The sequence below is a fragment of the Microbacterium sp. 05T445 genome, assembly GCF_056395865.1.
In genome coordinates this window covers 335,328-348,509 of sequence record NZ_JBFTKJ010000002.1, presented here as the reverse complement: position 1 = coordinate 348,509, position 13,182 = coordinate 335,328, and the positions used below count along the sequence as shown (strand labels likewise).

Sequence of the window (13,182 nt, the reverse complement as noted above, 5' to 3'; positions counted from 1 at the left end):
TCAGCCCTTGACCGCTCCGGCGACGAGCCCGCTCGACAGGCGCCGTTGCACGATGATGAAGAAGATCATGACCGGGATGGTGATGACCGTCGATGCGGCCATCACCGAGCCCCAGTCGTTCGAATGCACACCGAAGAACTGGCGCAGCCCGATCGAGACCGTGTAGTTCTCGGTCGCCCCGCCCAACAGGGTCATGGCGAAGATGAACTCGTTCCACGCGGTGATGAACGCGAACACGCTCGTGGCCACCAGTCCCGGTGCGACCAGCGGCAGCAGCACGGAGCGGAACATCCGCCACCATGACGCGCCGTCGATGTACGCCGCCTCCTCGAGCTCGACCGGCACGGCGGCGACGAAGCCGCGCAGCATCCAGATCCCGAACGGCAGCGCGAGCGCCGTGTAGACGACCATGAGGCCCAGCAGCGTGCCGAGCAGCTGCAGATCGCGCACCTGCACGAACAGCGGGATGACGAGCGCCTCCAGCGGCACCATCTGCACGACGAGGATCATCATGACGATCTGGGTGCGCAGCGTGAAGCGGAAGCGCGCCACCGCGATCGAGGCCAGCAGGCCCAGCAGACCGGATGCCACCACGACGACGAGCGCCACGACGAGCGAGTTGCGCAGATAGGTCGCGAAACCGCCGTCGGTGAACACGAACACGAAGTGGTCGAGCGTGAACTGGCGCGGCACCAGCTCGGCGCCGCCCGACGGGTTCTCGTCGAAGGCGCTCACCAGCATCCAGTAGGTGGGGAAGAGCGTGAAGACGAGCAGCAGCAGGACGGCGAGGCCCTTGAGGATCCGCCGCCCGGGCGAGGGCCGGGTCACAGCTGGTCCTCCTTGAGAAGCCGTCGCACGTAGACGACGGTGATGGCCAGCAGCAGCAGGGTAAGCAGCACCGCGATCGCCGAGCCGAAGCCGTAGCGGTTCTGCCCGAAGGATTCGACGTACGACCACACGCCGAGGTTCAGCACGTCGCGGTTCGACCCCGCGCCGCCGGGCATCAGGTACACCTGCGCGAACACCTTGAAGTCCCAGATCGTCGAAAGGATGATGACGACCGCGAACACCTGGTTCAGCTGCGGGAAGGTGATGTTCCAGAAGCGGCGCCAGGCGCCGGCGCCGTCGAGGGATGCCGCTTCCAGCGTCTCCTTCGGAACCCCGAGGAGTCCGGCGAGGATCGTGACCGCCACGAACGGGAAGCCGTGGTGGATGACGTTCAGCAGCACGATGGCGTAGAACGACCACCGGTTGGTGAACCAGTTGTAGGGCTCGTCCATGAGCCCGAGCTGCATGAGCAGCTGGTTGACGATGCCGCGGTCGGCGTCGAAGATCCAGATCCACACATAGGTGCCGGTGACGGCGGGCATCGCCCAGGCCGCCATGATGGCGCTGGCCACGACCGTGCGCCAGAACGTGCCGAGCGACTGCAGGAGCAGCGCCACGAGGGTGCCGAACGCGACCGTGCCGAAGACGGCGAGCGCCGCGAAGCCGACGGTGTTGGGCAGCACGACGGTCCACAGCGTCGGGCTCGTGAGCACCTCGACATAGTTGTCGACGCCGTTGAAGTTGGGCTCGCCCGAGACGATCTCGCGCAGGCCGTAGTCCTGGAACGAGAACAGGACGACGCGGATGAGGGGCCACAGCAGCAGCCCCGCCAGCACGATGAGCGCCGGGGCGAGCAGCATCCAGGGCCGGAGGCGGTCGATCGGGCGGCGGCGGGAGCCGCCGGCGACCGCCGCGCCGGCGGCGGAGGAGGTGCGCTCCTCCACCGCCGGCGCCGGGGGCATGAGTGCCATGCGTCGGACCGCTTACTTTCCGTTGAGGGTGGCGGTCATCTCGGCCGCGGCATCAGCCGCCGCCGTCTTGACGTCCTTCGTGCCCGACAGGATCGCCTGCATCATGGCGCTGGTCGTCTTCTTGGCCTGCACCGCACCGAAGGTGGGCGTGACGGGCACGGATGCCCCGCCGTCGACCATCTGCGTCGCGAACGGCACGACCATCGGGTCGGCGTTCTCGATCGACGTCTCCAGCAGGGACTTCTGGCCCGGGAAGTACCCGCTCTGCTCGCCCCACTTCTCGGCGAACTCGCCCGTGGTCATCATCTTGACGAACGCGAACGCGAGGTCCTTGTCGTCGGCCGTCTCGAAGACGCTGAGGTGCGAGCCGCCGAGCACCGACGGCGCGATGTCGCCGTCCTTGCCGGGGATCGGGACCGCCGCGAACTTGCCCTCCATGTCGGGGCCCTTCTCGACGATCGCCGACGGCGTCCACGAGCCCATGATCGCCATGCCGACGGTGCCGGCCGCGAAGGCGTCGAGCACGTCGGTCTCACGCCACGTGGTGGCGCCCGCCGACGACAGGCCGTCCTGCGTGGCGAGCCCCGTCCAGAACTCCAGGCCCTCGACCGACTCCGGCGAGTCCAGCTCGCTGGTCCACTCGCCGCCGTCCTCGGTGGCCACCTCGCCGCCGGCGCCCCACACCCACGGGTACACCGTGAACTCGGCGTCGCCGGGAACGGCGACCGCGGTCATGTCGGGGTGGGCCGCCTTGATGGCCAGGGCCGCGTCGCGCAGCTCGTCCCAGTTGGTCGGGGCGTCCAGGCCCAGCTCCTCGAAGATGTCGGCGCGGTAGACGAGCGACCGCACACCGGCGTACCACGGCATGCCGTACAGCTCGCCGTCGTAGGTGCCCGACTTCACGAGGCCCTCGACGAGGTCGTCGTCCAGGCCGTCGTCCTTGACGTAGTCCCCGATCGGCGCGAGCGCGCCGGCGTCGGCGAACTCCGGCGTCCAGGTGGTGCCGGTCTCGGCGACGTCGGGGGTGGTGCCGCCGGCGATCGACGTGACGAATCGGTCGTGGGCGTCGGCCCACTGCACGAACTCGACGTTCAGCGTCGCCCCGGTCTCCTCCTTGAACGCGTCGGCCACCTCGTCGAAGAACGGCTCGGCGTCGGGGTTGGTGCCCTGCATGATCCAGACGTCGAGCGTCTTGCCGTCGCCCGAGGCCGAATCGTCCGAGTTGCCGCCGCTGCCGCTGCAGGCGGTGATGCCGAGTACTGCTACACCCAACACGGCGATGGGCAAGATGCGCTTCCTCATGTGAACTCCCTTGTGCGTCGGCCTTCCGGCCGCGATCCACACTATGGAAGAAACCCCCGAATGTCACGCCGTGTTCGGAATTTCCTACCGATCACGCTCGAACACGAGCGAGGGAACCTTCCGGGGGACGGCGGACGTCAGGAAGCGGATGCCGCGTCCCGCCGCCGGCGCCACGGCAGCGCCAGCAGCACCCCGACCACGAGCAGCACGGCGGCGAAGGCGGCAGCGGCCCAGGGGGTGGCATCCGGGATCTCGAGGTACGTCGTGATGCCCAGGATCCGGGCGAGGCCCCAGGGCAGCAGGCCCATCTCGTCGTTCCACGCCGTGAGCGCGGTCTCGAGGCCGATCGCGCCGACCACGACCGCGGGCACCAGCAGGCCGGCACCGACGGCGGCGAGCACGTAGCCGGTGGCGCGGCGGGCGCGGATCTGGGCCGACAGCGCCCAGCCCGCGGCGACGAACACCCACACGAACAGTGCGAAGGCCACCGTGATGTAGGCCGTGCGCAGCACCGGGTCGGTCCAGAAGCCGAACCAGTAGCCGCCGGGGCCTGTGAACGACAACGCGAACAGCGTCAGGATGCAGCGGAGCATCACGACGCCGCCCACCGCGGCGATGACCGGCCACGGCGAGCGCTTCCACACGAACAGTCGCAGCACCAGGGCGAAGATCACCCACGCGCCGATGATCACCGCGAGGTGGGTCCACGACAGGAACGAGGTCTGCACGGCCCGGGTCGCCACCAGGAGCGCGGCCGGCACGATGAGCAGCAGCCAGCGGTCGAGCTCCAGCATCCCGAGCGTCGACTCGCGGGCCCGCCACGGCCGGGTGGACGAGATCCACGTGGCGCGGGCGGCGGCCGCGCCGGGCTTGGCGACCAGGCGGGTGCGCGCGGCGATCATGCCGATCACGACCCACGCGACAGCGAGCACGAGGAGGCCGCGCGCGAACCAGGCCATGGTCTCGTCGCGCTCGCCGCGCTCGACGCCCAGCTGCGCCGCGGTCAGGTTGAACGCGGGGTGGTCGACGTCGCCCTCGTAGGTCTCGAGGTGGGCGGCGGCGAGCTTCTCGAACTCGGCCCGGTCGGCATCCCACGCGGCTCGCGCCTCGGGCGAGAGCGTGTCGTGCCACTCCCCCTGATGCAGGATCATCGCCCGGTAGGACGACAGCAGCCGCAGGGTGTCGAGCTCGTAGTCGAGCGTCGAGACGAACGCGTCGCGCATCTCGGGCGAGCGCCAGGTGGCGGCATCCGTCGATGTCACCTCGTCGCGCATCTGCTCGACGGAGGCCACCGCATCGGCGCCGTCGGCGATCGCCGCGTCGACACCGCCGTTCCCCGCGGCGCCCGAGTCCCGCACGATCGCGTAGAGCACGTCGAGCACGGCGGAGTCGCCGGTGAGGATGTCCCACTCGAAGATCCACATCATGGGCGGCGGCTCGAGACCGATCGCGAACACCCGCTGCTGCGCGAACTGCGGGATGTACATGCCCTGCGTGATCGCCACGCGCGAGCGGGTCATGGCCTGGCTGATCGCGTCGACGGTGGCGGGGTCGTCCGAGAACCACTCGCGGGCCCACGCCGCGGTGATCGCGGCGACGTCGGTGTCGGGATCGCGGGCGAGGGATGCCGCGAGCTGCGTGTTCAGCTCGTACAGCTGCCAGAACCCGGCCTTGAGGTAGAGGGTCATGGGTCCGGCGCGCCACGGCCCGCCGTCCTGCGTCCACACCCAGATGCCCTCGACCTTGTCGTTCGCGGCGAGCAGCTGCTGCAGCGCCCACTGGTACTGAGGGCCCAGGTCGTTGGGGAAGGCGCCGAAGTTCTCGAACTCGCGCCTGCTCTGGAACTCGACGATGCGCCGCTGCGACCCCTGCTCGAGGGTGTCGTTCAGCGGCAGCCAGCTGTAGAAGTCGCCCAGCGTGTACTTCGTCGACACGATGAGCGCGGGCGAGTCGATGCCGCCCAGCACCGCCTCGTACGAGTCGCTGTTGGTGTGCATGTCGCCCACGGCGCCGACGCCGACCGACCAGGTGCGGAAGATCACCTCCCGATCGGATGCCTCCGCCTGGCCCGTGAACGCCTCGAGCATCGTACGCACCGCGTCGACCGAGGTCACCGCGAGCGCGGAGTAGTAGTCCCACCCGCCCACGTCGTAGACGGGCCCGGCCTCGCCGATGCGGAGGAGCACGCCGTCCAGGGCGGGGACGGCGTCGTACAGCTCGTCGAGGCCCGCGGTGTAGACGTCCCACAGTTCGGGGTTCTCGGTGTCGAGCGACCCGAACCGGCCGGTGAGGTACTGCTCGAGCGGGCCCGTGAGGGCGAGCATGTCGGTGCGCAGGAACACCTTCATGCCGAGCTCGTCGGCGCGCTCCCAGAACGGCGCGAACGCCTCGCGCAGCGCGAGGGCCTTGTCGCGGTGGTCGTCGCCCTCCGCGTACACGCCCGGCACGTCGTCGAACGTGACGAACTCGACGAACCCGGGGAACGCCACGGCGTTGAACCCGTTCGCGAGCGAGTGCCGCAGGAAGGCGTCGAAGTCGTCGTACGCCGCGGCGAGCGCGGTCTGGTCGATGTAGGGCGCCTCGGGCTGGAACACGTCGGCGAACGCCTTCGACGCGTGCGAGTAGTCCGTGCCCGACTCCCATTCGGCGGGGTCGGGCGTCACGCCCACGGCGCCGAGGTCGGTCATCCGCATCGGCAGTCGGGATGCCTCGTGCTCGCCGATCAGGCCGGTCAGCGGCTGGGCGGCACGCACCTGGGCGGCGAGGTCGTAGATCACCCTGACCGCGCTGGACTCGGAGCCGGCGCGGATGCGCAGGGCCGCGGCATCCCCTTCCAGCACGTACGCGTCGTCGGAATCGTCGCCCCCGCCGGGGATGCTCTCGACGGTGACGGATGCCTCCCCCACGCGCTCGGGCGCTTCGGCCACGGCGTCGCGCAGCTCATCGACGGCGACGCCGACACGCACGGTGTCGGGCACGTCGAACGCGGTGATCTCGGGCGGAGCGACGGGCTCCGCCGACGCGGCGACCACGGGGTCGGCGGGCTGCATCTGGGCGGAGGGCTCGGTGCGGATGCCGAGCGCATCGCCGACCGCGAGCGCGACGCCCGCGCCCATGGCCACCAGGACCACGGCCGTGACGATCGCGAGGATGCCTCTGCCTCGCGCCGTCGCCATCTTCCGATCCTAGGTGTGCGCCGAACCGGCTCTGAGCCATCGGCCCAACCCGTTGCAGACCCGTTGTCTCCGAGGGATGCCGCGACCCGGTGCCACGGCCGTGCGCGCCCCCGCACCGCGGGCCCACAGAGTCCGCGCGAGCCTCCCCAGGCAAGAGGCGGTTCGCGCGGACCGTGTCGGCCCGCGGCGCGTCAGCGCACGTCGATGGCGCCGGCGGCGACCCCGGCGCCGGCCACCGCGTCGGCGGCGAGCCTGCGCTTGAGCTCGATCGATTGGCCGATCTCGCTCGCCAGGAGCGGGCGGGTGCGCACCAGTTCGTCGATCGTGGCGAGCGGGACGACCATCACGGTGAGCACGTCGGCGGCGACCGCCGTGAGCAGCGCCTTCTCGCGGGTGAGAGCGGTCTGCCCGATGTAGTCGCCGGGCTCGGCCGTCGCGACGTCGAGGCGTCCGCCCGCGGCGTCGACCCCGAGCCGCACGTGGCCCTGCACGATGAAGCGGATCTCGTCGGGCACGACCCCCGCCGGCACCACGATCTCGCCGACGCCGTACCGCTCGAGGCGGGCCGTGCCGAGCATGAGCTCGCGGTCGTCGGGTCCCAGGTGCAGCGTCGGGCCGACGACAGGGAGGGCCTGCTCCAGGCGCCCGGGCTCGGCGATCGGATCGGTGGCGTCGCCGTCGAGCGCGAGTCCGCGGCGCCGCGCCGCGTACCAGAGCCACGACAGGTAGAGGCTGAGGGCCCGCTGCTCGAGGTCGGGCCCCTGAATGGGGAGCGTCACGGTGTACGCCCCGCCGCCCAGGTACTCGGCGCTCGCCTGCTCCCCCGGGATGCGCATCGGCAGCGAGTACGACACGTCGGCCAGCAGCGCCACCACTTCGTGGGGCGGGTCGTCGGTGGTGAAGGTCACGGTCGTCGTCGCCGAGAACGGCCCGACCGGCAGGCTCTTGTTCGTGAACGAGGCGCCCGAGAGCGTGGAGTTGGGGACGATCTGGATGCCGGACCCGGTGTCGATGTGCACGGCACGCCAGTTCACCTCGATGACGCGCCCCTGCACGCTGCCGGTGTCGAGCCAGTCGCCGATCTTGAAGGGCTGTTCGAACAGCAGCAGCAGGCCCGAGATGACGCCGCCCACGGCGTTCTGCAGCGCGAGACCGATGACGATCGAGGTGACGCCGAGCGCGGCGATGAGGCCGCCGACATCCGCGCCCCACACCCACTGGAACAGCAGGGCCAGGCCGACGACGATCAGGATGAGCTGCGCGATCTGCACGAAGATCTGCGGGATGCGCTGCTGCCACGACCCCTCGCGCGCATTGCCGAAGAAGCTGACGTTGAGCGCCGACAGCAGCAGGAGGATCAGCAGGAACCCGAAGACCGTCGCCACGACCCGCACCCACACGAACTCCGCGGGCGACAGCGAGGCGAAGGCGAGCAGGGCCAGCAGGGCTCCGACGGGGACGACCCAGTTGCGCAGCAGCCGCACCGGCTTGGCCGCAGGATGCCCGCGGCGGGTGAGGCTGCCGAGGATCTCGGTCAGCACGACGAGGAGGATCGGGACGCCGAGCCCGATCGCCAGCGCCCACCAGATCCAGCCGTCGCGCAGCGCGTCCATCGGCTACTCCACCCGCCAGACCGACTGCGTCTTGCCCTGGAGCTCCACGGTGCCGGCCTCGACGAAGGCGTAGGCCTCGCGCAGGCGGTCCCGCACGGCCTGGCTCACGAACACGCCGGGCTGCTCTGTCGCCCCACGCACCCGGTACGCGAGGTTCACGGCATCCCCCCACAGGTCGTACGCGAGGCTCGTGCGTGCGACGAGGCCGCTCGTCACGGTGCCGGTGTCTACGCCGGCGCGGAGGTCCAGCTCGGTGCCGTTCTGCGCATTGAAGCGGTGCACCACGGCACGCATCTCGCGGGCGAACTCCACCGCACGGCGCACGTTGTCCACGCGCGGCACGATGAGGCCGGAGCTCGCGAGGTAGCCGCCGCGGAGGGTGCGCACCTTCTCGACGCCCGCGCGGCCCGCCGCCTCGTCGAAGCCGCGCATGAGCACGTTCAGCTGCGCGATCTCCTCGTTGCTCGACAGCCCCGCGGCGAAGTCGTCGAACCCGACGAGCTCGGCGAACACGACCGAGACGTTGTCGTGATCCTCGGCGATCGCCTCCTCGCCCTGCTTGTAGCGCTCGGCGACCGTCTCGGGCATGAGCGTGTGCATCAGCTTGTCGTTCTCGATGCGCTGCTCGTCGATGAGGTCCTGCTTGATGCGCAGGCTCGCGGCCATGTCGTTGAAGGCGTTGCCGAGGTCACCGAACTCGTCGCGGGAGCCCGCCGGAACCTGCACCGCGAGATCGCCGCCGGCCAGGCGCCGCACGGCGTCGACGAGCTTGCGCACCGGCCGCGAGAACGTCTGGGCCAGCAGCAGCGACAGCAGCGACACCGCGATGATGATCGCCAGCAGCGACAGCACGAGGTTGCGGGTGAAGTCGGCCACCGGCGCGAAGGCCTCGGCCGTCGTGATGTGGGCGACGGCGACCCAGTTGAGCCCGTCGATCTCGACCGGCGAGTAGGCGACGATGCTCTCGAGCCCGAGATAGGAGGGCGCGACCGCGGTGCCCGTGCGTCCCTTGAGCGCCTGGTTGACCGAATAGGTGTCGACGGGCTGGATCAGCGTGGTGCCCGCGACCTCGACCGCGCGCGCGGCGGTGGCCGGCGGCGTGCCGGCGGCCACGACATCCTTCTCGAACTTCTCGGGGTCTTCGATCAGCTCGCGCGAGACGCTGCGCATGAGCTTGTCCTGACCCGCGACGTACACCTCGCCGGTGTCTCCGAGGCCCTGCTCGGCCCACTGCTCACCGCCGGTGAGGATGTCGTTGACCTTGTCGAGCGAGATCTGCGCGGCGAGCACGCCGGTGATCTGCGAGTCGTTGCCCACCGGCGAGACCACCCAGAAGGTGGGGACGTTCAGCGACGGGATCCAGCGTTCGAAGTCGGTGGTGCGCACGGTCGACACCGAGTTGCTCGCGACGACGTCGCGGTACGCATCCGCCAGCAGCGAGTCCCGGAACGGGCCGTCGTTGAGGTTGGTGCCGAGGTCGACCGCCTTGTACGCCGAGTAGACGACGTCGCCGTCGAGGTTGAGCAGCAGCAGGTCTTCGTAGCCGACCTGACCGACCAGCCGTGAGAGGTAGTCGCCGTACTGCATCGCCGCCGCCGAGAACGTCGAGCCGTCGCCGGCGTCGTCGTCGGCGAGCGCCTCGTCGAAGTCGTCGTGCTGCGCGGTGTAGTGGTACTGCAGCCACCGCCCCGCGTTGGACTGCGGAATGAACGCGGTGTCGCTGTACTCGTCGCCGGAGCGCTCCTGCAGCTGCGGCACGAAGGTGTCGGCGTAGTACGCCTCGAGCTCGGCCTCCTGGTCGGGGGTGAGTTCGCGGGACTGCAGCTCGTCCCAGCCGGCGTTGAGCGCCTTGGACGCCGTCTGGGCGCTGAGGTTGCGCGAGTCCAGCTGCACCCCGCGCTGGATGCCGGCCATCGACGTCTCGAGCTCGTGCACGCGCATCTCGCGGATCGTGGTGAGCTGATCCAGCGCCGACGCCCGCAGCGACTCGCGCCCGCTGACGTAGCCGATGATGCCGACGATCGTCGCCGACACGACGCTCACCGCGAGCAGCATGATCAGCAGCTTCGACTGGATGCTGAGGCCCCCGCGTCTGCGGCGGCGTTCCTTCGGCGGCGCGAGCTGCGCCTCGTATCGTGCGGTCTCGTCGGCGCGCAGGCGCTCGGATTCGGTCACAGGACCGTGCGTTTCAGTCGCAGTCACGCGGCATACCCCCCGGTAGGCACGTGCGTCACTCTAGCCACAGCTTTCACGCCTGATCAAGGATTTTCCGCTGATCACGAGCGAGAGACGGATGCCGCGGCCCGGGGCCGCGGCATCCGCTCGTCCTCAGCTGCTCTTGCGCATCGCGCGGATGCCGACCGCCAGGCCCACCACCGCCAGCGCGATCGCCGCGACCCAGCCCCACAGCACCTCGATGGCTCCGAGGTCGCCGGCGAACAGCGCGCGCTCGGCCTGGACGACCCAGTTGACCGGGTTGACGGTCGCGACCGCGCGCATCCACGCCGGGCCCTCGTCGAGCGGCAGCAGCATGCCCGACAGGATCAGCAGCGGGAAGATCAGCGTCTGCTGCACGCCCCAGAACAGCCACTCGCGGTCCTTGGTCTTCAGGGCCAGCGTGTACGACAGCGCCCCGAGGCCGATGCCGAACACCGCGAGCAGCGCCAGCCCGAAGACGAGCCCAGGCACGTTGATCGTGAACCCGAACGGCCACGCGATCAGCACGATCACGAGCGCCTGCACGACGATCGGCGCGATCTCCTTGAGCGCCCGGCCGACGAGCAGCGACGACCGCGCGAGCGGCGCGACCAGGGTGCGCTCGTGCGAGCCGGTCATCATCTCGTACTGGAGGTTGGATCCGGTCGCGCCGGTGCCGAACAGCACGATCATGACGAGCACACCCGGCACGAACCACTGCAGGGTCTCCCCCACCGGCGCCCCCGACGAGCCGACCAGGAGCGGGGCGAAGAGGCCGAGGAACACCAGCGGCTGCACCAGGCTGAAGATGAGCGTGAACGGGTCGCGCACGACGGGCTTGAGCTCCCGCGTGAGCACGTTCCACGTGTCGCGGGCGGGGTTGGCCCGCACCGCCGTGTCGGGCCGGGTCTGGGTCAGGGTGGTCATCGCTGGGCTCCTGTCGTCTGGATCACGGATTCGGTGGGTGCGGATGCCGTGACCTCCGGTTCTTCGTCGGTCTCCTCGCTCTGCCCCTCGCCCGCCTCGCGCAGCGTGCGTCCGGTGAGCGCCAGGAACACGTCGTCGAGGGTGGGCGGCACGCCGGTCGCGGTGCCGACGGTGAGGCGCGCGGCGTCGAGCGCGCGCACCGCCGCCGGCAGCAGCGCGTCGCCATCGGGAGCCGTGACCGTGACGATCCCGGCGATCCCTGCCCGCGCCGCGGCCTCGCCGGCGCCGTCGGGGTCCGCGCCCGGCTCGACCCGGCGCACCTCGCGGTCGGTCAGCCGCTGGATCACGGCGACGGCGGCGGCGGCATCCGCTTCGCTCTCGAATCCGAACGTGAGCACATCGCCCGCGAGCTCGGCCTTCAGGCGCGTCGCGGTGTCGTCGGCGATCACGCGTCCCTTGTCCATGACCATGACGCGCTCGGCGTAGCGGTCGGCCTCCTCGAGGTAGTGCGTGGTGAGGAAGACCGTCGTGCCGTGGCTGCGGCGAAGCTCCAGGATGTGCTGCCACAGGTTGGCGCGGCTCTGCGGGTCGAGTCCGGTCGACGGTTCGTCCAGGAACAGCAGCGGCGGCGCGTGCATGAGCCCGAGCGCGACGTCGAGCCGGCGTTTCTGTCCGCCCGACAGCTGCTGCACGGTGCGGGTCGCGAAGCCTGCGAGGTCGAGCGACTCGATGAGGTCGTCGGCTCGCGACCGCGCGGCCGCCTTCGACATGCCGTAGAACGCGCCCTGGCTGAGCAGCTCGTCGCGGGCGCGCTGCGAGAAGCTGCCGCTGGTGAGCTGGCCGACGTAGCCGATGCGGGCGCGCACCTCGGCGGGCTGCTTCAGGATGTCGTACCCGACGACCCGCGCCGTGCCCGAGGTCGGCGGGATGAGGGTGGTGAGCATGCGCAGGCTCGTCGACTTGCCGGCGCCGTTGGGTCCGAGGAACGCGACGAGCTCGCCGCGCGCCACCTCGAACGCGAGGTCGGTGACGGCCTCGACGGTCTTGCCCTTCACGGTGAAGCGCTTGGTGAGTCCCTGCGCTTTGATGATCGATTCGTTCGCCATGCCGCCACGCTAGGAACCAATGCGGACAGCTTCGGTCCGCGATGCATGGGATTCTTTTCGCATGTCCGATACGACGACACGAGCCCTCTCGCTCCTCAATCTGCTGCAGACGCACCGGCACTGGCCGGGGTCGGAGCTGGCCGATCGGCTGGGCGTCACCGAGCGCACGGTGCGGCGCGACGTCGAGCGCCTGCGAGAGCTCGGCTACCGCATCGAGTCCTCCCCCGGCGCCGCCGGCGGCTACCGGCTCGAGGCGGGCAGCGCGGTGCCCCCGCTGCTGCTCACCGACGAGGAGGCGGTGGCGATGGCGATCGGGCTGCGGGTCGCGGCATCCCAGCGGCTCGTGAGCGGCGCCGAGACGACCGTCACCGCGCTCGCGAAGCTCGAGCAGGTGCTGCCCGCGCCGCTGCGCCGCCGCGTCAACGCGCTGGCCGAGACGGTGCAGCCGGCCGGCATCCGCTCCGGCGCCGCCGTCTCGGGCGAGGTGCTCGGCGAGCTCGCCCTCGCCACCCGCGACCACGAGCGCGTGCGCTTCACCTACACCGCGGCCTCGGGCGAGGTGACGCGGCGCCGCGTCGAGCCGCACGCGCTCGTGCCCGCGGACCGCCACTGGTACCTGCTGTGCTGGGACCTCGAGCGCGAGGACTGGCGCACGTTCCGCGTGGATCGCCTGGCGGACGTCGAGCACACGCGCGTGCTGTTCACCCCCCACCCGCTCACCCCGAAGGAGGTGGCGGAGTTCATCGCCGTGGCGCGGTCGTGGACGCGGCAGAACGTCGAGTCCGACGCCGTGATGGAGCTGCCACTGGGCGAGATGCGGGCGTACTTCGGGCAGTGGGGCCAGGGTGCGTCCGCCGAGGACGAGCACCGGACGCGGTGGCCGGTGGGCGGCGGCGACATCCGCGAGGTGATGTACGCGCTGGGATGGATCCCCGCCGGCGTGGAGTACGCGGTGACGCTGGGCGAACCCGCGCGCGGCGAGATGCGCGAGGTGCTGGAGCGGATGCTGCGAGCGCTGGATGCCGCACCCGCCCCGGCCGCCGAGAGCTGACCGGCTCGCGCA

At 70.7% G+C, this 13,182-nt stretch carries 9 protein-coding genes; 1 reads left to right on the top strand and 8 read right to left on the bottom strand.

Annotated features, from left to right (window positions below):
• From AC1DDU_RS11140 to AC1DDU_RS11105, 8 genes are all read right to left on the bottom strand, one after another.
• Positions 1 to 828 (bottom strand): carbohydrate ABC transporter permease, encoded by an 828-nt coding sequence (locus AC1DDU_RS11140; protein ID WP_477434043.1) that lies wholly within the window; start codon positions 826 to 828, stop codon positions 1 to 3.
• The gene (locus AC1DDU_RS11135) at positions 825 to 1,799 is read right to left on the bottom strand and encodes a carbohydrate ABC transporter permease (RefSeq protein WP_477434041.1); all 975 of its coding nucleotides are present in this window, start codon (positions 1,797 to 1,799) and stop codon (positions 825 to 827) included. The genes AC1DDU_RS11140 and AC1DDU_RS11135 overlap by 4 nt, the downstream gene beginning before the upstream one ends.
• A 12-nt stretch (positions 1,800 to 1,811) precedes the next feature.
• Positions 1,812 to 3,101: a sugar ABC transporter substrate-binding protein gene (locus AC1DDU_RS11130; RefSeq protein WP_477434039.1), complete on the bottom strand. Its 1,290-nt coding sequence runs from the start codon at positions 3,099 to 3,101 to the stop codon at positions 1,812 to 1,814.
• A gap of 137 nt (positions 3,102 to 3,238) precedes the next feature.
• Positions 3,239 to 6,277 carry a hypothetical protein gene (locus tag AC1DDU_RS11125; RefSeq protein ID WP_477434037.1) on the bottom strand — a complete coding sequence of 1,013 codons (3,039 nt, stop codon included), beginning with the start codon at positions 6,275 to 6,277 and terminating at the stop codon, positions 3,239 to 3,241.
• Positions 6,278 to 6,468: 191 nt separating this feature from the next.
• Entirely contained in the window at positions 6,469 to 7,890 is a 1,422-nt protein-coding gene (locus AC1DDU_RS11120; RefSeq protein WP_477434035.1) for a mechanosensitive ion channel domain-containing protein, read from the bottom strand.
• Positions 7,891 to 7,893: 3 nt separating this feature from the next.
• On the bottom strand, positions 7,894 to 10,065 hold the full coding sequence (locus AC1DDU_RS11115; RefSeq protein WP_477434033.1) for an adenylate/guanylate cyclase domain-containing protein: 2,172 nt from the start codon (positions 10,063 to 10,065) through the stop codon (positions 7,894 to 7,896).
• 153 nt (positions 10,066 to 10,218) lie between these two features.
• Positions 10,219 to 11,013, bottom strand: coding sequence for an ABC transporter permease (locus AC1DDU_RS11110; protein ID WP_477434031.1), 795 nt, complete (start codon positions 11,011 to 11,013; stop codon positions 10,219 to 10,221).
• Positions 11,010 to 12,119 (bottom strand): ATP-binding cassette domain-containing protein, encoded by a 1,110-nt coding sequence (locus AC1DDU_RS11105; protein WP_477434029.1) that lies wholly within the window; start codon positions 12,117 to 12,119, stop codon positions 11,010 to 11,012. Before AC1DDU_RS11105 ends, AC1DDU_RS11110 begins: the two co-directional genes overlap by 4 nt.
• A 61-nt stretch (positions 12,120 to 12,180) precedes the next feature.
• Here AC1DDU_RS11105 and AC1DDU_RS11100 point away from each other — a divergent pair, with 61 nt between their 5' ends.
• The gene (locus AC1DDU_RS11100) at positions 12,181 to 13,170 is read left to right on the top strand and encodes a helix-turn-helix transcriptional regulator (protein ID WP_477434027.1); all 990 of its coding nucleotides are present in this window, start codon (positions 12,181 to 12,183) and stop codon (positions 13,168 to 13,170) included.
• Positions 13,171 to 13,182 lie beyond the last annotated feature (12 nt).